The following is a 19,486-nucleotide window of genomic DNA, read 5'->3' on the forward strand; positions in this document are numbered from 1 at the left end:
TTTTATTTATACATATTTTTGTTAGTTATATCACTATCAATTCCAAAACGGGATATTTTGAATAAATGAAACCGTCAAAATAAGTGTTGATGCGGAACCAGCAGTTACTAAAGTTACTATTTTTCGTCCATTCTGTTCTTTTGAAAGTTTTATAAGTTCTGTAATTAACACAATCCATATTATGATAGATACTATTGAAATAATATTTATAGACATATGTAACACATCTCTTCGTGTTTTTACATAAATATTTCTTCTTTTATAAAATAAAAGCAATTTAACAAGAAAATATGTAACGCATTAAAAATCAATATTTTCCTGTTAAACCACCTTTTTTAAATAGAAATATGACTGATAAAACGATAACAACAGCCTTCAAACTGCCCCAATATGGATAAATAGCATGATCTGTTAGACTAGCATATTGAAAGATATTCTCTAAACCGAAAATTCCTATCATGACTGCTAAAAGGAATGAAGCTGATTCATACGTCCCTTTACGATAGAGGGTAAATAAATAGACTGCGAAAATTAGTGGTAAGATGATTTGTAGTACGATTATCATAGTTCGTCCCCCATATTATTTATAATTATATTATATACAAAATTGTAATAAAAAGGAATATAACTTATTTGATACTAACAGAACTACTCTAATCATATTCTTCTATAAAAAAGAAGAAAAAGGGGTGTACAGTTAATTGACAAAAGTTAAAGTTAGTTTACGACCCATTGTTCAAAACGTAAATTTACCAACCGTATTGAAAACAACGATACTTCCAGGTGAATCGATTGAAAGACTATTTATCGCAACCCAATTAGGAGAGATTTTTTACATAGGGGACGGAGTTATAAAGACATTTTTAGATATTCGTCACCTAATTATTAAATTAGGTACATTTGAAGAAGGTGTTTCTAGTAGCGGTTATGATGAACGCGGATTGCTAGGACTTGCGTTCCATCCGCAATTTTATCAAAATAGGTTATTTTATCTACATTATTCAGTAGCTGGAACTCAAGGGCCAGGTGCATTTTCTGAGCAATTTAAACCGAATCCTTGTGACCCTAAAACGCTAAATTTAAAGTGGGTTAATAGAAATACGCAATATGATCACATTGATACAGTAGAAGAATGGACTTTACAATCTAATGGTCAAGCTCAAAAGCGACGAACATTACTGAATGTAAGAAGACCATTTTTTAATCATAACGGAGTCAATAGTTTAAACTTTTCACCTGAGACTGGAAAACTTGTTTTTACAAATGGAGATGGCGGGTCAGGTTATGATCCATTTAATTTAAGCCAAGATGATTTAGAAATAGCAGGTAAAATAATTGAAATCGATGTAAGTAAAAATACATTTATAAATAACCCTCCTATAGTTACACGCTTTAATGAACTTCCTTTATCTATACAAGAAACACTTACAGTAATTGCAAAAGGAGTACGTAATATAACCGGCATTTCATTTCAAAGGTTTTATAATCAATATATCAAATACGCCGGAAATGTCGGACAAGATATTGTAGAGTCTATTTTTTCATTTATTCAATATAAACCTATACCGGTTACAGAACTTGTTCAAATGCATTTTATGAGGTTAACTCCCAATCAAGATGGGGTTATCAATTTTGGGTGGCGAGGATGGGAAGGGGATTTACCTACTTCTTTTATACGACATTGTTCTGAGAATCAGACTTTGGATGAGAGAACAATGGTTTATTATGATGAAACAATACAAACTTCAGTCAAGCGTATTCTGCCTCTACTTAGTTATTTTCATAAAGATTCTAGAACAGATAAGTTTGGAGGAACTTCACTTACAGGAGTTCAGCCATATATGGGAAATGCAATTCCAAATTTAACAGGTAGCGTTGTTTTTACTGACCTTGCCAAGAAAGGAGAATCTCAGTCTCCAATTAAGGGTGTTTTAGCCTATACTAGAGCAGGTACAGATGGTAAACATGCTGACTTTCATGCTATTGAAACCAATTATGATTTTGGTACGCAACCAGCTTATTATATGAGTTTAGGAACAAATTCGGATCAAACTAAATTATATTTAGGAGTTTACAGTTCTATGAAAGTAACTGATTTTAACAAAGGTACCATTTTTGAAATTATTCCCTGATACGATATACACTTGTAGTTTATAATCCAAGGAATTTATTTTGTTTCAAAACGCACAATTTATCCCCCTAAAAGTCTTTTATTATATAGTAATTCATAACAAGTAGAAAGCAGCTCATAAACCACTAGTGTATGAATAATATAGAAAGTAATGAATGAGGCATCTTTAGGGGGAGATATTGATGAATCGGTTTGTACGTTATTGGTATCAACTGATGATAGAACATGATACGAGTTTTGTTCATAAAAGAAAATTGTCCCTTGCGAATAAGTTAGTACTTACAGCTTTGATGAGTACATTGGCCACCATGTTTCAAGCAGCAGGAAACTTAGTTCCTGGTATAGGTTTGCTCATTAGTCCATTTTCGACATTACCGATTTTTTTTGCTATTTTCTATTCTATTCGTGAGGGAATAGTTTCTTATATTCTTACTATTTTTCTATTATTTATTATTGAGCCCAGTGAACTAATTGTTTTTCCTTTTACTACAGGCTTATTAGGTCTAGCCTTAGGAGTATCTTTTTTAAAATTAAAGAGGAGAATTTGGATAGTTTCTTTTTCAGCAACGTGTCTACTTATAGGTATTATGATCGTTCTCGATGTTTTCCGTTTTCCGGTACTTGGTCCTACTGTTCATACAACTATGGACATAAAAATTATTTTATCAATATTTATAATGAGCTTTCTATACTGTTGGATTTATGCAGGTTTTTGCAGAATAATGATGAATAGATTATATAAAGTGTTGTATTGACAATGGCATAATGAGGATTGGAGATTGAATTCATGACTAACGTTGCAGTTAGAAGACCGAATTTGAATGATGTAGATGAACTATATTTGTTTTTCCGTATAGTTATTACGAATACATACAAAAATGAAGGATTGTCACAATTATTAGATGACATAGAAAATGAAATTAACTCAAAAAAGCAGTATTTGAAAAGTGATTTTGATAGTAACGGAGAAAGTCGTTACTTTTTATTAGCAATTGATACAAGTAACGATAAAATCATTGGAACAATCGAAATCGGTCCAGCAAGTACATTGATTAATAGTTGTACAGGTGGTGTACTTAAAAATTTGTATGAAATAGGAACTGTATTCATACTTCCGGAGTATCAGAGAAAGGGAATAGGGAGTTTATTATTACATACAATGTTTCTTACATTACTTAGCAGAGGGATAACAGAATATTGTTTAGATAGTGGATATAAAAATGCGCAAAGTATATGGATAAAAAAGTTTGGAAAACCTAGCTATGTATTGAAAGATTACTGGGGAGAATCCAGTGATCATATGATTTGGAAGAAAAGTTTACATGATACACCTATAATATTTGAATTATAAAATGAAATATGCCTCTGAACATAGCTTTTCTTACTTATGTATGCTATTATTTATCTTTATAATAAAAGAGGACGTGAATGAACTTGATTAAAATTAATATTCCTGAAGCTGATGTTTCAATTACTGAACGTAAACAAGTTATTAAAGGAGACGAGCCAATCATTACGCCAATTAATGGATTTATCGATTTCCACTTGTTCCCTAGAGATAAAGGCGGCATTTTTATGTTTTACAATATTAATGACGAACTTCTTTTCGTAGGTAAAGCTCGTAAAATTAGACAACGTATTAAGAAGCATTTTGAAGATAATGTTTCACCAATTAAAAATCACCGTGATGAAGTATACCGCATTGATGCATGTATCGTAGAAGATCCAACAGAAAGAGAAATTTACGAAACATATATCATTAATGAATACAAAGCGAAATATAACGTTGATAAAGTATTCTACAAATAATCAACATTAATAAAAAGCAATCCTAGCTAATATGCCAGGATTGTTTTTTATTTAGATTTATTCTTCATATCTTTCTCCTTTTTTCAAATGATTAGCAGCAACAAAACAGATTACACCTATAAATATAAGTACAATACCAACCGTTTTATGTTTTCCCTCAAAGAAAGGAATATCTGAAATAACATTTGTCATACATAGTCCTAAAAATACAAGGATAGGGCCCACCCAAAGTAATACATTACCGAATTTTGTGTGCTTCCACATAATAACCCTCCTTAACCCTCTTTACATATATATCCATAAATGAAAAGTAAATTCATAGAGAAATATAGTTTTTTTCATATCGAAAATTTAACCCTCATATATTGGTACAAGCAAAAGAGAAAGGAGACCATCATGAATTGGTTAGAAGCTTTCATACTAGGTATAATTCAAGGTTTAACAGAATTTTTACCAATCAGTAGTACCGGACATCTTTATTTAGGAAGGCATTTGTTCCGATTAGATGAGGCTGGCTTATTTTTAGATACGATGCTGCATATTGGGACTTTACTTGCGGTTTTTATTTATTACAAAAAAGAATTTATATATTTAATTAAAAACCCATTTTCAAAGCTCATGTTATTACTTATCGTTGGGACAATACCCGCAGTTGTAATTGGTTTATTGTTTAAAGATTTCTTTGAAGATATTTCAAAAACAGGAATCACGATCGGTTGGGAGTTTTTAGTGACCGGATTCTTTCTCTACACGGCAGATAAACAAAAGAATGGTCGTAAAAAAATGAATGACATAACATATAAAGACGCATTAATTATCGGTTCATTTCAAGCTGCTGCTATTTTTCCAGCCATTTCCCGTTCTGGAATGACAATTGTCGCTGCATTATGGAGAAAATTAGACCGTGAAACTGCTGCTTACTTTTCTTTTTTACTATCGACACCAGCCATTGTTGGAGCTATCATTTTGCAATTTATAGACGTTTTTCAAGGGAAAGCAGAATCTATTTCTAGTACATCTTTAATTATCGGAACGTTATCAGCAGCGTTTTTTGGATACATAGCTGTTTCATGGATGATTCAATATTTAAAACGTCACTCCTTAAAAGTATTCGCGTATTACGTATGGGGATTAGGTATTTTAATTTTAATGTTGCAATTTACTGATGTATTTTAAGTATAATGATAAAGAAGTTAATTAGTTTAAGATCCTGTTTCATTCATACAAGGCAGGATCTCTTTTTATTAAGGGGGAAAATATGTTTAATAAGGCTATCGTTATTGGTGGAAGTATGGCAGGAAAGTTTGCAGCAAAAGCATTATCAACTTCTTTTAAAGAAGTAATCATTATAGAAGCTGGTGAAAGATGGGATGGAAAGTCTTCGAGAAAAAGAGTTCCACAAAGTAATCATCCTCACGTGTTATTAAAAGGTGGAGAAAACGCAATTGAAGAATTGTTTCCTAATATTACGAATGAATTAATAGAAGCAGGTAGTATCGTAAATAACTTTACTCGTGATTTAAAATGGCATCAATTTGGTTTATGGAAACAGCCATTCATAGGGGAAGTACATATGATTCAACAAAGTCGTCCTTTGCTAGAATGGCATATTCAAAAACGAATACATCAAATTTCAAATATTACTATTAAATATGAAACATTGGTTAAAGGGTTATTGGTAGATGCAAAGCTTAACAAAGTGTGTGGAGTAAAAGTTAAATATCTAGAGACAAACACACAAGAAGAAGTTCATGCGGATCTTGTAGTTGATGCGAGTGGATTTGGCTCAAAAAGTATAGAGTGGCTACGAGAATACGAAATTGAAGTACAAGAAGAGAAAGTTCGTATTGATTTATTTTACGCAACGAAAATGTTCAAACTTAAAGAAAATGAGAAATTAGACTGTTGCAATGTGCTAATGTCTCCGAGTTTCCCTGATAACCTTTATGGCGTTCTTATTCAAACGATAGAAGATAATCGTTATTTTGTTACTTTCAGTGGATACGCAAACGAGAAAGCACCACAAACAGATGATGAGTTTTATGATTTTGCTGAAAACCTATCAATTTCTAATGTTACAGATTTCCTAAACAAGGCCGAGGGAATTACTGATATAAAGACATACAAAATTCCTTATCAAGTACGCCGGCGATTTGATTTAGTGAATAATGTACCAGAAGGATTATTAGTTGTTGGAGATGCGCAATGTCGTTTTGATCCCGTTTTCGGCCAAGGCGTATCAGTTGCTGCTATGGAGGCTCACCAATTGCAATTACTTTTGCAAGATAGAAAACAACTTGATAAAACATTTACACAACAATTTTATAAAAAGGCAGCTACTATAATAGAAACCCCTTGGGATATGACAACAACAGAAATATCACGTCACCCGCAACTAAAGAGAGAATTAACTACAAAACAAAAATTTCAGCTATGGTATACGAAACAAATATATCGACTATCTGCAAGTAATTCTGATGTTTATATTCGGTTAGTACGAGTGATGAATTTAATTCGTAGTCCATTTCATCTTTTTCATCCGAAAGTGTTACTATCTGTATTACTTAATCGAAAGAAATAGCAGGAATATAATTGATTAAAAAAGAATGTATAACAGTTAGTAAATCAAGAAGGAGAATACGGGATGGAAATATACATAGAGCAACTAAAGGAACAAGATGCTAAGGATTTATTTACGTTTGAACTTACGAATAAATCTTTTTTTGAAACAATGGTACCAAATCGTGGCTCAAAATATTTTGAATTTGAATATTTCCAAAAACTACTAGACGATTTATTAATAGAACAAGCGGATGGAGATTCTTATTTTTATTTAATTCGTAATAAAGAAAAAGAAATTGTAGGGCGAATTAATTTAGTAGATATAGATACGGAAACTCGAATTAGTTCGCTCGGGTATCGGGTCGGAGAAAAATTTACTAAAAAAGGAGTTGCAACAGCAGCCGTAAAATTAATTTTAGATGTAGCGAAAAATAATGAAATTACTGAAGTTCATGCTAAAACAACGACTAATAATCTCGCATCACAAATTGTACTAGAAAAAAGCGGATTTTCTTCTTATCAAAATGAATCAGATATAACATCTGTAGAATTACATGGAGAACATGTGAAGTTTGTACACTATATTTGGAGAAATACTTCGCGCTTATAATAAGGAGGACTTATTCATGAATGATTTACGTTATCCAATTGGCCAATTTACATACAAACGTCCTATAACTGAAGAAATGATTGATACATGGATTCAAGAAATTGAAGATTTACCTAATGAACTAACAAAGGCAATTAAAGATTTAGATCAGAAGCAGTTAGATACACCATATCGCGTTGGAGGGTGGACTGTCCGTCAAGTTGTTCATCACGTTGTTGATAGCCATATGAATAGCTACATACGCTTTAAATTAGCACTGACAGAAAAGAATCCAACTATTAAGCCGTATAAAGAAGAGAAGTGGGCAGAGTTACCCGATTCAAAATTACCGGTAGATGTTTCACTAGTAATGCTAGATTCATTACATAAAAGATGGGTTAACCTTTTATATTCTCTAGAAATTGAAGATTTAGAAAAGACATTTAACCATCCTGAAACTGGTGAAACAAAACTTGCTGTTGCAATAGGACTATACGCATGGCATGGTCGTCATCATACCGCTCATATTACCTCGTTAAGAAAGCGACTTAATTGGTAACATGGAGATTACATTAGAGAAGGCGACAGAAAGTGATGCAACAGATTTATTTCAAATGCAAATAGACTCATTTAGCCCTTTATTACATAAATATAAAGACTACGAAACAAACCCAGCAAATGAACCTATTGAAAAAACTATATTTAGAATAAATAATCCCAGCAGTAATTTTTATAAGATGATAATAGATTCGAAACTTGTTGGAGCGATATGTATATCCCAAAAAGAACTACCTTATAAATTTTGGATCAGTCCAATGTTTATTCATCCAGTCTATCAAGGGAAAGGAATTGCTCAGAAGGTACTTATTTTAATTGAAGAGATGTTTCCAGAAGCACGAAGCTTTGAACTTGCTACGATTTTAGAAGAAGAAAGAAATTGTTTTCTATACGAGAAAATGGGGTATAAAAGAACAGAAGTAATAAAGAAATTAAATGATAAAACTACACTTATTTATTACAAAAAAGAAAGGTAAAGCATATAAAATACGCTTTACCTTTTTATGTCATTTCGGATTAAATATACAAAAATAATGTATGTTCTTCCAGAATACTCGGGTTAGTAATTTTAAAAATGAATAAAAATACAAAAACCACTACTTTGTCGTAAAGGTTACTAACGCTTTTTGAATGCTTAAAATACTATCGTCACCTTTAAATTCTTTCGTAATTGGATCCTCCATACTAGACACCCAAATTTTAAGTTCTGCATCTAAATCAAAATGCCCAGCCGTTTCGATGCTATATTGTGTAATACTTTTATAAGGAATAGAATGGTATTCTGTTTTTTTGCCAGTTACTCCTTGTTTATCTACTAAAATAAGACGACGATTTGTAAATACGATTAGATCACGAATTAATTTATAAGCATGCTCTACTTTTTCATCGTCTAGCATAATCTTCTCTAAATCACGTTCTACACTTTCAGAACTTGTATTTGATGCATTTCCTAAAATACCGCTAAATAAACCCATATTAAATTCCTCCTTTAATATATGTGGAATGAATTACTTATATTGTAACATGTTACTCGCAAAGATATTATGACATTACTTTAGTAGTTTCTGGTTATTGTTGTAATTAGTTTATATAACCTCATCTTAAAATCTTATGCTAATATGAAATTAAGAAAAAAGAAGCAGAGGGATATAGCATGAAGAATATTGGTTTAGTGTTAGAGGGCGGAGGAATGAAAGGTTTATATACTGCAGGTGTACTCGAATATTTCATGGAAAAGAACTTATTCTTTCCATATGTAGTCGGCGTATCAGCTGGAGCCTGTATGGGAGCAACCTATTTGTCACGTCAAAAAGGTAGAAATAAGAAAGTAAATACAGAGCTAGTATCAGATTACAGGTATATATCTTATCGAAACTTAATTCGAAAACGTGAATTATTCGGAATGGATTTTTTATTTGATGAAGTACCTAATAAAATTGTACCATTTGATTTTCAAACTTTCTTAAACTGTAATGAACAGTTTGTTATAGGGACAACTGATTGCGAATCAGGACAAGCCATTTATTATAATAAAGCAGAACACGGAAATGATATTTTAAAAATCATTCGTGCATCTAGCTCTGTGCCGTTTATAGCACCTGCTGTAGAATATAATAATCGAAAATTATTAGATGGAGGGATTATAGACCCTATACCTGTTTTGAAAGCCCAAAAGGATGGTTATGAAAAGAACGTTGTAATTATGACAAAGCCAGAAGGATATGAGAAGCAACGAAATAAATTTTCAGGCCTGGCTAAAATTTTATATAGAAAATATCCGAAAATCGCAGAGAATTTAGTAAACCATTATCGTTTTTATAATGAGACGATATCTTATATGAATCAAGAAGAACAAAAAGATAATTTTTATGTAATTCAGCCAAGTGTACAGCTTCCTATAAGCGGAATAGAAAGAAATAAGGAAAAGCTTGTTAATCTATATAATCTTGGGTATATCGATGCTCAATATCATTATGAAAACTTATTAAATTGGATAGAGAAATAAAGGAGGAGAAAGTTGAAGTTAGGAAAACAAATTATTTTTAAGGAATTGCAGAAAATGCATAGTCCACTTCATAAACCGTTTCCTTATCGTGCTACAGCAAAATTGCAACGAGACCTAAAAAGTAAATTTACCGAAGATGATTGTATAAACGCTGATTTTAATCATTATTGGATGCATACAGCAGCTACTTTAAAGTCTATACTAAATGGAAACGAACAGAACATTACGTTTCAACAAATAAAGTGGTTAAGAAAATCGTTTTTTGAGTGGTTTCTGCAATATCGTTTTCTAGAAACAGAAATTGTGAATTATCCCATTTTGTATAGAGATTTCATAAGTTATGAGAAGACCAGGAAGCTATTACCTTACTGAACAAAAAAACGTACAGGTTACATTACTTGTACGTTTTTTTGTTCATAAAACATTCAATATTAACAACTAGTTTATATAGGAATTCTAATGAGAAGAAAGAAGTACATATAATAGAATGATACAGGGAGGAGAGAGGAATAGCTGTTTTCCTTTAAGATATTGTCCAATTCGAATACAGTTAGTTATTTATGTTAAAATATTTCGAGTGAAATCAAGCTTTAAACAAAATAAGTCAACATGCAGAAGGGACAACATTAACATGGAAAACGTATCAAAAATAGATAAATTGGAATCAATAAAATCTTTACAGTCAACAATCCGTAAACTTGAAAATGCCTTATCACAGATGACTCAAAAGGGCTCAAATACTACTTTAGTGAAAAAAAGACTCAAAGCAGCTAGTATCGGCTTAGCTATGTTAGAAAGTGTTTGGAAGCAAGAAACTCATCATTATACTCAGGAAGATTTAGCAGAAGCTCGTAATGTTCTGATTGGTTTGCTTCCATCAATTGAAAAGATTTACGATAAGTCAAAGCTTGGGAGTCCTCAAAGAACACTTTTAGAAAGAAGAATAAAATCATTGGAACTTTCTATTCAAGCAATTGATCATTTTTCTAATCAATAACTTCTCTAAACACATTACTTACGACTACTTTTATATAGGGATTCTAATGAAAAAACTACATATAGAGTACTACAAAAGAGGAAGAGAGGTGACTTCGATCATTAGTCATAAGTTAGAGCAGCTTAAAAATCAATTAAAGAATGGAAACGAAAAAGCTCTTTATACTTTTTTGCATGAAATCAAATCATACACTACTAATAGAACTATGCCCTATAGATAATCAGTATAAACTTATAACGTATATATGGTTAGGCAATCAAAATACTGAAAATGTTTATGTATTCGGTAGTTTTCCTGGTTGGGATCTGTCTGTAAATCAATTACAACGATTGTTACAGACAGATATTTGGTATGTTACGTTTAGAACAAATAAGAGTTTTATTTCAACTTATTATTTTACAGTAAATGATTTTTTCGAAAATAATTGGATAAAGCGTAGTGAACAGTATCGATTAGACCTATTTAATAAAAATACATTTGGAGAAGGTACCAATAAAGCGTCTGTGTTAAAAATAAGTATGGACATGCAGTATAGCAGTCGTTTCCCTTCAAATCATTATCCATCTGGGAGAGTTGAAACATATTCTTTTCATAGTTCGATTTTAAATAACACACGTAAAATTCATATTTATACGCCTCATGATTATTCTCACACTCCACATCTTCAAGAACTTCTCATTGTATTTGATGGGAATTCATTCAGAGCCTTTTAATTGAAAAAACACTTAATTATTTAATTTACGAAAAAGAAATCCCATCTTGCATTGCTGTTGCTATAGATCCTGTCGATCGATTAGAAGAGCTAACTTATAACGATAAAATGAATGCATTTTTAACGAAGGAATTACTTCCGTGGATTCAAGCTAAGTATCACGTTTATCAAGAAAAGAATCATACAACAATTGCTGGTTTCAGTCTTGGTGGCTTAGCAGCTTTTTATGCAGCACTTCAAAATCCACATATTTTCGGAAATGTGTTGTCAATGTCTGGATCCGTACATTGGAAAAAGGATAATTATGAAAATACAATTCCTTGGATTGAAAATCAAATTTCATCAATAAATTCTAATGCGACTCATCTACATTCTTACATAGCAGTAGGTGAACTCGAAAACGAACCTCTTTTAACGGCTAATAGACGGCTATATAAAGCTTTAGAAGCAAAGAAATACCAAACCACTTACGAAGAGTTTCAAGGTGGACATGATAGCGTATGGTGGCGAGAAAAGCTATTCGATGGATTAAGGGCATTAGAAAATAAAAAGGAGAGAGAATCTATGAATCAAGAAGAACTAGATAAAAAACTAAAAAAACAAGAGATTTTAGTAAAAGATGAGAAAGTTTGGTCTTATACGTATGAGGATCATATTAGTTCTATCGTTAAACAAGCAGAACAGAAAGGAGCTTTTGATCATTTACCTGGTAAAGGGAAACCTCTTAATCTTGATAAAGATCTTTCGTACAATCCTGAAAAGCAACTTTATAGAACTTTAGCAAATAATCATGTTTTACCTAGGTGGATTGAGCTTTCAAAAGAAATTGATGATTTAAAAGAAAAGCTAAAAGAAAATACAAATACTGCAGAAGCAGCGGATTTAATTCGAACTATTAATAAAAAGGTATTAGAACATAATCTACTTTGTCCACCAAGCGCGCAAAAAATGAGGGTAAAAATGGATTTTTAACGATTTTCAATTAAGCTATCGCTTACTATATAATTAAGTTAGGCATTTTCAATTCATTACTAAAAGGAGGCAAATATAGTGAAGAATACGTATCAACTTCAAATTCCGAAAGAACTAGAACAGTATCGTAGTATTTTAGAAGAAAGTGTGAAACCGTATGTTAAAGTGTCTGGAACATTAGCAGAGACAACGCTTTTTGAAAGTAAGTTTGGTGGATATCCGTATTTACCTATAGATCAAGAGCATCCTAAAGACTCAAACGGACAACCTATGATGCTACTTGCGCAGTTAAACCTTGAAGAAATACCAAACATTGAACATATGCCTCAACATGGAATGTTACAGTTTTTCATAAGTGCTGAAGAAGATCTTTTTGGAGCAGATTTTGATCATCCCACAAGCCAAAAAGACTTTCGAATTGTTTATCATTCTACAATCACAGCGGATTTAACTAAGGTGATTACTGATTTTAGTTATTTAAACACTTTAGATTTAGAGAATTTTATCATACCCAAAGCAGCAAAACTAAAGTTTGAGTTGGCATATCAACCAGTAACACCAAGAGATTATCGATTTGAAATGATTTTTAATGATAACATTGATTGGGAAGAAATTGTTGATGAAGAAAATAATACAGAATTAGGCGAACTGTATGATGATTTATGTAAGGATCAAGGACATAAAATTGGTGGTTATCCATTTTTCACACAGACAGATCCAAGGGAATGGGAAGAAAAATACCAGCAACATGACATATTATTGATGCAAATCGATACAGACGATTCATTAAATATTATGTGGGGCGATTCTGGGGTTGCTAATTTCTTTATACGTAAGGAAGATTTGTTAAATCTAGATTTTTCCAATGTCATTTACAATTGGGATTGTTACTAGAAGATATAAATAAAATAATAGCAAACAAAAAATCTTCCTGAAGGTGAGGAGGATTTTTTTATGTTAAAAATAAGCGTTATGTTAACTAGAATAAAAAACAATGAGTGTAATGAAAGTCAAGCCTAAATAACAGAAATAACAACAAATAATGTAAAGTTGTAAAACATGTGCAAATAGCAATTAATTCATTAAGTAAAACATAAAATAAAATTATTAATTTATATTTTGTATAGAAATAATTTTTCTGTATAAAAATTTCTTGCCAATCAAAAATGTTTTTAATTCGTTAAATCTTAAGCGATTATTGATTAAGATTTGCTGTGATGAATTTATAACAAATAAAAACGATAAAAACTGAAGAAATTTGTTTAGATAAGATTTAATGTAAATCTCACCAAAAATCTCCGTTTCGTCTCATTAAGTATAGTTTACTTGGGTTTTGATACCTGTTATTGCTTCGTTTCTATAACTGCCTATAATATATATTATGTTAACTAACTTTAAATAATAAACTTATTATAGGTAAGTTAGTTTTGTGATTAGCCTCCCCTCGTTCTTTTTAATCATTCTGTGTGATGGATTGTTTAGTTGTTTGTTTTATAAGTTGTTGATGAAAATGTCTCCAGATATAAATTATATTTAAGACAATAAAAAATGCAATTCGTTTTAACTGAACGCATTAAACGAATTGCATTGATATGATTACGAATAAGTTCTTAAAATTAGTTTGCTACAGCAATTGCTTCGATTTCAATTAATAAGTTATCGTTAATTAACTTTCTAACTTCTACAGCTGAACTTGCTGGTGGATTATTAGTGTCAATGTATTGATCTCGTATATCTCTAACAGTGGCCATTTGAGAAATATCTGTTAAGAAAAATGTTAATTTTATTACATCATTAAATTGTAATTCTAAAGTATCTAATGCACTTTTAATGTTTTCGAATACTTGTCGCGTTTGTATAGCTATATCACCAACACCAACTATTTGACCATCAGTATTGATTGCTACTTGTCCAGATATGTAAATTGTTCGTTTAGCGTTACTAACTTCAACTACATGTGAATATCCAAAAGTTGGTGGCATTGTTTCTGGATTGATAAATTTCTTTTGCAAGGTGTCTCTCTCCTTTTTTATCAAGACAATTGTAAAATCTATGTATTTACTATATTCAATCAATAAAATTAAGAATCCTTTATGATTTAAAAATTAAAAACCTTAGAATAACTATCTTCATACCTATTCTAAGGTTTTTTAGGATTTTATATTCAGTTATCGCTAGTGGACATTGTTAAATTAATCTTTTCATAATCTCTTTTAAATTGATTATCATTTTTTAGCCAACGTTTGAAAGCCGATTCGCTTATTTCTAAATTTGAACAAGTTGTAGCATTACATTTATTTTTCATATATTCTTCAAGGAAATTTTGTTTTCTTTGTTTAACGGCAGTTTGAGTTTGTTTTAATTTTCGATCTTGTAATTGATCTAAACTCAGACTTTCTTTCTGAAACACTTCATATTTTCTATGCAAATAAATACCTTTATCTTTATAAATCCACTTTGAAAATAATTGTATTGATTTTCTTCCAGATAAAATGACACGATAATGTGTATTTTGATTTATTAAATAGGAAGTTAAATTGTGATTTTGTAGTACCTGATTTAAAGAATTCATAAAGTTATATGATCCTCCTACAAAGCTTACTGTATAAGTTTCATACTTGACGTAACCATCCCCATCAAAATACCCACGAACAAAATGATGCAAATATTCTTCTGGTACTAAAGGAAATTCAATGTTAAAAGATTTACATGGCATGATTCCGTGAATATTCATTAGATCGTCTTTTATTACTTTGCTATTAATATTTAGCATATATACGTTTGTTTTTTTATTTAGATATAGTGGCTGGTTGGTGTTTAGTTCTTGTTTTATATCTTCTAAAATGTAATTTTCTTTTTGAGATATACTGACACATTGATTTTCTTTCTGTATAACAACATCTGCTGCTATAAACCCTAAAATATAAGCCATATTGTTTGACCACGTTTTAAAATAATCTTCTGTTATGTCATACTTTCTCTTCCAACTCCCTATAGCGCGCCTTGGTACGTTATTGTCTGATAAAACCATACGAATATACCTTGCAGACACATTAGCAAGCATGGCGATTTCTGAGGTGCTCTTCCCTTCTGCATACAAATGAATGATTTCCGATTTTGATAGTTTACATTTTGAGTTCTTTTTTCTCTCTATTTGCACTTACGTCCTCTCCTTCCTTTCTTTTATTAGAGATATATTTTCTTCTATAACATACAACGAAACATATGTTCTTTGTTACGTATAAGAAGGAATTTACTAAATAAAAACAATTTACATGTACTTAATATTTGTCTTAGCTGCTGTAGGATTTACATTTTATATATACAAATAATGAATTTGACAAATTTATGAAATGTACTGCATTTAAGGTGAAAGGTAAAATGATTTCGTTTAAACTACAAATAGCTACAATAACAACATACGTATATTGTTAAACGTAAAAAGGAGAACGAATGAAAAAGAAATATATAAATCAAATCGATACTGATGTAAGTTTTAAACCGAAAGATATTATAGGTTTAATGACTGATTACTTAAAAATGAAATCAAAGCTGCGTCCTATAAAGAATTTGCCTATCGTTTTATCAAATAAAGATAATGAATCGTTAGAGAGTGTTACATGGTTTGGCCATTCTGCTTCTCTTTTGAAAATAGAAGGTAAAAAACTATTATTAGACCCTATGTTTGGAGATGCCTCTTCCCCATTTCCTTTGTTTAATAGTAAACGCTATAGTGGTACTTTTTCTTTAGAACGTGATGACCTTCAAGAAATTGATGCGATTATCATTTCTCATAATCACTATGATCATTTGAATTACAAAAGTATTATGCAGTTAAAAAATCGCGCAAAACACTTTTATGTTCCAACTGGAGTTGCACAATATCTTATTAAATGGGGTGTTTCACCTAGTAAAATTAGTGAGCATAATTGGTGGGACGAAATTACGTTTGATAATATTAAGTTAGTATGTGCGCCTGCAAGGCATTTCTCTGGACGTGGTATGACAGATAGAGATCGTTCATTATGGTGTTCATGGCTTATTCTTGGTCAAGAGACTAAAATTTTCTTTAGTGGTGATAGCGGTTATGCCCCTCACTTTAAGGAAATTGGTGATAAATACGGTCCATTCGATCTTACATTAATGGAATGCGGGCAATATGATCCGAGGTGGTCTGCTATTCATATGTTGCCTGAAGAAACGGTACAAGCTCATATTGATGTTAAAGGAGAATTACTTCTTCCGATTCATTGGGGTGCTTTTACGTTAGCATTACACGAATGGAGTGATCCGATAGAACGTGTTACGAAAGAAGCTAACCGTTTAGGAGTTAAAATTACAACGCCTCAAATTGGCGAATCTATTACGTTAAAATCTACAAACTATCCTTTAACAGCTTGGTGGAGAGAAATTTAATTATAAATAGAAAAAAAGCGAACTCTCTTATAAGGAATTCGCTCTTTTTCTGTATTTAAACTTATTTCACTATATTTGATTTCCCGCTATCTAAAATTCTATTTGCTGGTACACTGGACATTTCAATCACTGTATTCATACTTTTATCAGTTAGTTCAATGAGTTCGTTTTCGTGACTGATTTTCTGTAAGTCCCACACCATTCCATGAAATTCATTATACTGACCACTTACTTTTATAATGCTTTTTGTTTTATTTGAAGGCTGTATTTGAAGATTTGTAAATTGATTCCCACTAATTTCATTTGGCGTAGTTACTTGACTATCCATATAAATCATATTCACACAGTCTTCTAAAGAAAAGTTCATAAAACGATTGGCATTTATCCAAGCTTGTCCGGTGCTCGGTTTTTTTGCTACTAATTTTAGTCCGGTTTCCATTCCTACAATTTTAATGTTTTCGAAGTTAACAAACGAAATTTCATTTTCTTTTCCAGCAGAGTATAAAGAAATTCCGGTACCTTTATTCGTTTCCGTCCAATTGATAATATTTATATCTTTTATTTGTGTTTTGTTCCAAGTGTTATAATATTTATTTTTACCGTCTAAATAAATAACTTCAGAGTTAAATTTAGGATCGTCAATAGCTATATACGCTCCTTCAATGGATGCGTTTTTCTCCAGTTCTAGAACTCTAAAGTTTCCCTCAACTACAAATTGGGATCCATAACCAAATAATAATTTCACACCTTTTTTAACAATGATTGGTGACGTAATTTTATACTTCTTATCATCAAGTAATACCGTTTTAATTTTACTAGATTCTGCTTTATTAATAGCAGATTGTATTTTTATTGAATCATTTTCCCCTTTAAAGTTTTCTACATACAAGTCAGTACTTTTAGCTGCATAGTCTTTTTTATTGTATTGATAAAAAGCAAAAGTAATTAAAACTATACCAATGAGTAAAACAATTATTTTCTTCATCATACTCACCCCATATCGATTAATCTATGGCTTTTATATTGAGGTTATTATTATTTTGCTTTGTATTTCAGATTACCATTGCTGCTTTGTCTATTAATCCCTTCCTCTATCCTTAATAAGCTCTTACTGGCGATATAAGATGTACTGCTGCAGATTGTTCTCCTGCTTCAATCAATATCGGTCTCATAGAACCGCCAAAGCTTAAAGTAATCGTTTCTTCTTTTATTGCTCGTAAAGCATCAACCATAAAATGCCCATCGAAAGATATATTTAATTGTTTTTCACCTTGAATTGCATCTATTTGTTGCGTTTCGGATATTTGCCCAATTTGAGAAGCGTTTGAAGAAATTTTAATTGTGGATTCGTTTATGATTTCTAAGTTAACATTGTTATTGGCCCATTCACTTGCTAATAAACTTGATCGGTCTACACCTTGTAATATCTTTTTTCTATCTACGTTAATAATCGTTTTAAAATCATTTGGGATAAGGTTAGAAATATTAGGATATTTCCCTTCAATTAGTCTTGAATATAATGTAGTTGTTCCAAACGTAAATATAATATGACTCTCCGAAAGGTAGATATATACGAATTCCGAATTGCTGTTCATTAATTTTAGAAGTTCATTAATGGTTGCGCTTGGTACAATACAATTTGCTTTTACATCTGAGGAAAGTAGCGCTTCACGTATCGCTAGTCTATGTGAGTCAGTTGCAGCACAAATTAACTTATTATTAGATAACTCTATATGCACCCCAGTAAGAACAGGTCTAGATTCATTTTTTGCTACCGCAAAAACTGTTTGTTTAAATACTTCAATCAATTGCTCTGTCTCTACTTTGATTTCTGCATGATTGTCTATAAGTGGTACATTCGGAAACTCATCTGCAGGAAATCCATTTAAACTTAATGTGATTTCTTCTGATTGTATCTTAATAATTTGCTCATTCTTACTTTTTATTGCTATATCACTTGGCATTTTCTTTATTATTTCAATGAAATACTTTGCAGGTACAACAATAGTTCCTGCCTTTAAAATAGTTGCAATCTTTTCGTCTTCAATTAAAACAGGAATGAATTTTTCAATAAAAATATTCGAGTTACTTGCAATTAAAGTAATTCCAGATTGATCTGCAGTTATTTTTATACCAGATAATATAGGAATTAAAGATTTTGTTGATATTGCTTTGTTGACTTCTGAAAGTGCTTGAGTGAATTGTTTGTGATTAACGATAAACTCCATGTTTTCCCCGCCTTACATGAGATAATATTTTTATGAAGATTGATGAACGATTGTTCCGTTAAAAAAATAAGGTACTGTTTCTTTATTTTGTAATAAATCTAGTAAATGTTCTGGTATGCGTAAATATGGAGCTGCTATATGTAATTCCATCCAAGTAATCTCTTCAATTTCTTTTGGCCTTGATATATATGTCTCTCCGCCAATTATTTCACCTAGAAAATTAAAGAAAATTGCATGATGATCTCTTTCCTCGAAAAAGGCTTCGCTGATAGAACAAATCCCTTTTACGTTTATATGTAACCCTGTTTCTTCTTTTACTTCTCGAATTACTGCTTCTTCCAATGTTTCTCCTAATTTAACTGCGCCACCTGGTAATGTATAATAAGAACCATTTTCCCCTTTGTTTTTTACCATTAAAATCTTTTCATTAGTTTTATCGTACAAAATCGCGTATGTAACATTAACTTTTTTCATATGTACCTCCTCTATTTTTAATAAAAGGAATTT

24 protein-coding genes and 1 pseudogene are annotated in these 19,486 nt (G+C 31.2%); 16 read left to right on the forward strand and 9 right to left on the reverse strand.

Annotated features, from left to right (window positions below):
* Positions 1-36: 36 nt before the first annotated feature.
* Together ACTFP3_RS20865 and ACTFP3_RS20870 are read right to left on the reverse strand one after the other, a co-directional pair.
* Complete coding sequence (locus tag ACTFP3_RS20865) at positions 37-216, reverse strand: hypothetical protein (RefSeq protein ID WP_326037017.1); 180 nt, start codon at positions 214-216, stop codon at positions 37-39.
* Between the two features lie 91 nt (positions 217-307).
* Entirely contained in the window at positions 308-565 is a 258-nt protein-coding gene (locus ACTFP3_RS20870; RefSeq protein WP_326037006.1) for a hypothetical protein, read from the reverse strand.
* A 136-nt stretch (positions 566-701) separates the two neighbouring features.
* Here ACTFP3_RS20870 and ACTFP3_RS20875 point away from each other — a divergent pair, with 136 nt between their 5' ends.
* The 4 genes from ACTFP3_RS20875 to ACTFP3_RS20890 all read left to right on the forward strand — a co-directional run bounded on the left by ACTFP3_RS20875 (position 702) and on the right by ACTFP3_RS20890 (position 3,940).
* The gene (locus tag ACTFP3_RS20875) at positions 702-2,132 is read left to right on the forward strand and encodes a PQQ-dependent sugar dehydrogenase (protein WP_326037007.1); all 1,431 of its coding nucleotides are present in this window, start codon (positions 702-704) and stop codon (positions 2,130-2,132) included.
* A 181-nt stretch (positions 2,133-2,313) separates the two neighbouring features.
* Positions 2,314-2,886: a hypothetical protein gene (locus ACTFP3_RS20880; protein WP_326037008.1), complete on the forward strand. Its 573-nt coding sequence runs from the start codon at positions 2,314-2,316 to the stop codon at positions 2,884-2,886.
* A gap of 32 nt (positions 2,887-2,918) precedes the next feature.
* Positions 2,919-3,482: a GNAT family N-acetyltransferase gene (locus ACTFP3_RS20885; protein ID WP_000185960.1), complete on the forward strand. Its 564-nt coding sequence runs from the start codon at positions 2,919-2,921 to the stop codon at positions 3,480-3,482.
* 77 nt (positions 3,483-3,559) lie between these two features.
* Complete coding sequence (locus ACTFP3_RS20890; RefSeq protein ID WP_001048941.1) at positions 3,560-3,940, forward strand: nucleotide excision repair endonuclease; 381 nt, start codon at positions 3,560-3,562, stop codon at positions 3,938-3,940.
* 57 nt (positions 3,941-3,997) lie between these two features.
* On the opposite strand, the gene ACTFP3_RS20895 is transcribed toward ACTFP3_RS20890, so the two are convergent.
* Positions 3,998-4,204: a hypothetical protein gene (locus ACTFP3_RS20895; RefSeq protein ID WP_000265477.1), complete on the reverse strand. Its 207-nt coding sequence runs from the start codon at positions 4,202-4,204 to the stop codon at positions 3,998-4,000.
* Between the two features lie 132 nt (positions 4,205-4,336).
* Between ACTFP3_RS20895 and ACTFP3_RS20900 the strand changes: the two genes are divergently transcribed.
* The 5 genes from ACTFP3_RS20900 to ACTFP3_RS20920 all read left to right on the forward strand — a co-directional run bounded on the left by ACTFP3_RS20900 (position 4,337) and on the right by ACTFP3_RS20920 (position 8,125).
* Entirely contained in the window at positions 4,337-5,116 is a 780-nt protein-coding gene (locus ACTFP3_RS20900) for an undecaprenyl-diphosphate phosphatase (protein ID WP_006929725.1), read from the forward strand.
* An 82-nt stretch (positions 5,117-5,198) separates the two neighbouring features.
* The gene (locus ACTFP3_RS20905) at positions 5,199-6,521 is read left to right on the forward strand and encodes an FAD-dependent oxidoreductase (protein WP_440011119.1); all 1,323 of its coding nucleotides are present in this window, start codon (positions 5,199-5,201) and stop codon (positions 6,519-6,521) included.
* Between the two features lie 63 nt (positions 6,522-6,584).
* Complete coding sequence (locus ACTFP3_RS20910; protein ID WP_006929721.1) at positions 6,585-7,112, forward strand: GNAT family N-acetyltransferase; 528 nt, start codon at positions 6,585-6,587, stop codon at positions 7,110-7,112.
* A gap of 16 nt (positions 7,113-7,128) precedes the next feature.
* Positions 7,129-7,650: a YfiT family bacillithiol transferase gene (locus ACTFP3_RS20915; protein ID WP_000999070.1), complete on the forward strand. Its 522-nt coding sequence runs from the start codon at positions 7,129-7,131 to the stop codon at positions 7,648-7,650.
* A gap of 1 nt (position 7,651) precedes the next feature.
* Positions 7,652-8,125 (forward strand): GNAT family N-acetyltransferase, encoded by a 474-nt coding sequence (locus ACTFP3_RS20920; RefSeq protein WP_440011121.1) that lies wholly within the window; start codon positions 7,652-7,654, stop codon positions 8,123-8,125.
* Positions 8,126-8,245: 120 nt separating this feature from the next.
* Here ACTFP3_RS20920 and ACTFP3_RS20925 read toward each other — a convergent pair whose 3' ends face one another.
* Positions 8,246-8,623: a PH domain-containing protein gene (locus ACTFP3_RS20925; protein WP_000522472.1), complete on the reverse strand. Its 378-nt coding sequence runs from the start codon at positions 8,621-8,623 to the stop codon at positions 8,246-8,248.
* A gap of 179 nt (positions 8,624-8,802) precedes the next feature.
* Between ACTFP3_RS20925 and ACTFP3_RS20930 the strand changes: the two genes are divergently transcribed.
* The 6 genes and pseudogenes from ACTFP3_RS20930 (at position 8,803) to ACTFP3_RS20955 (ending at position 13,229) form a co-directional block, all read left to right on the forward strand.
* Positions 8,803-9,654 carry a patatin-like phospholipase family protein gene (locus ACTFP3_RS20930; protein WP_063536527.1) on the forward strand — a complete coding sequence of 284 codons (852 nt, stop codon included), beginning with the start codon at positions 8,803-8,805 and terminating at the stop codon, positions 9,652-9,654.
* Between the two features lie 12 nt (positions 9,655-9,666).
* A complete protein-coding gene (locus ACTFP3_RS20935) occupies positions 9,667-10,026 on the forward strand; it encodes a YxiJ-like family protein (protein WP_326037012.1) in 360 nt (119 codons plus the stop codon).
* A gap of 259 nt (positions 10,027-10,285) precedes the next feature.
* Positions 10,286-10,651, forward strand: coding sequence for a hypothetical protein (locus ACTFP3_RS20940; protein ID WP_000432659.1), 366 nt, complete (start codon positions 10,286-10,288; stop codon positions 10,649-10,651).
* A gap of 88 nt (positions 10,652-10,739) precedes the next feature.
* Positions 10,740-11,915 (forward strand): annotated as a pseudogene (locus ACTFP3_RS20945) (alpha/beta hydrolase-fold protein); the annotation flags it as partial.
* A gap of 12 nt (positions 11,916-11,927) precedes the next feature.
* The gene (locus ACTFP3_RS20950; protein ID WP_002204774.1) at positions 11,928-12,335 is read left to right on the forward strand and encodes a J-domain-containing protein; all 408 of its coding nucleotides are present in this window, start codon (positions 11,928-11,930) and stop codon (positions 12,333-12,335) included.
* Between the two features lie 78 nt (positions 12,336-12,413).
* Positions 12,414-13,229: a YwqG family protein gene (locus ACTFP3_RS20955; protein ID WP_000799803.1), complete on the forward strand. Its 816-nt coding sequence runs from the start codon at positions 12,414-12,416 to the stop codon at positions 13,227-13,229.
* A gap of 722 nt (positions 13,230-13,951) precedes the next feature.
* Here the strand turns inward: ACTFP3_RS20955 and ACTFP3_RS20960 are convergent.
* Together ACTFP3_RS20960 and ACTFP3_RS20965 are read right to left on the reverse strand one after the other, a co-directional pair.
* The gene (locus tag ACTFP3_RS20960; protein ID WP_001169711.1) at positions 13,952-14,347 is read right to left on the reverse strand and encodes a RidA family protein; all 396 of its coding nucleotides are present in this window, start codon (positions 14,345-14,347) and stop codon (positions 13,952-13,954) included.
* 152 nt (positions 14,348-14,499) lie between these two features.
* Entirely contained in the window at positions 14,500-15,495 is a 996-nt protein-coding gene (locus ACTFP3_RS20965) for an LAGLIDADG family homing endonuclease (protein ID WP_440011123.1), read from the reverse strand.
* Between the two features lie 293 nt (positions 15,496-15,788).
* Here ACTFP3_RS20965 and ACTFP3_RS20970 point away from each other — a divergent pair, with 293 nt between their 5' ends.
* A complete protein-coding gene (locus ACTFP3_RS20970; protein WP_326037013.1) occupies positions 15,789-16,751 on the forward strand; it encodes an MBL fold metallo-hydrolase in 963 nt (320 codons plus the stop codon).
* A gap of 61 nt (positions 16,752-16,812) precedes the next feature.
* Here the strand turns inward: ACTFP3_RS20970 and ACTFP3_RS20975 are convergent, their stop codons facing one another.
* From ACTFP3_RS20975 to ACTFP3_RS20985, 3 genes are all read right to left on the reverse strand, one after another.
* Positions 16,813-17,736: a hypothetical protein gene (locus ACTFP3_RS20975; protein WP_440011125.1), complete on the reverse strand. Its 924-nt coding sequence runs from the start codon at positions 17,734-17,736 to the stop codon at positions 16,813-16,815.
* A 112-nt stretch (positions 17,737-17,848) separates the two neighbouring features.
* Positions 17,849-18,979 carry a DNA polymerase III subunit beta gene (dnaN, locus tag ACTFP3_RS20980; RefSeq protein WP_440011127.1) on the reverse strand — a complete coding sequence of 377 codons (1,131 nt, stop codon included), beginning with the start codon at positions 18,977-18,979 and terminating at the stop codon, positions 17,849-17,851.
* 30 nt (positions 18,980-19,009) lie between these two features.
* On the reverse strand, positions 19,010-19,453 hold the full coding sequence (locus ACTFP3_RS20985) for an NUDIX hydrolase (RefSeq protein WP_163093327.1): 444 nt from the start codon (positions 19,451-19,453) through the stop codon (positions 19,010-19,012).
* Positions 19,454-19,486: the final 33 nt, after the last annotated feature.

The organism is Bacillus cereus group sp. MYBK5-2 (genome assembly GCF_051915685.1).
GTDB lineage: Bacteria > Bacillota > Bacilli > Bacillales > Bacillaceae_G > Bacillus_A > Bacillus_A cereus.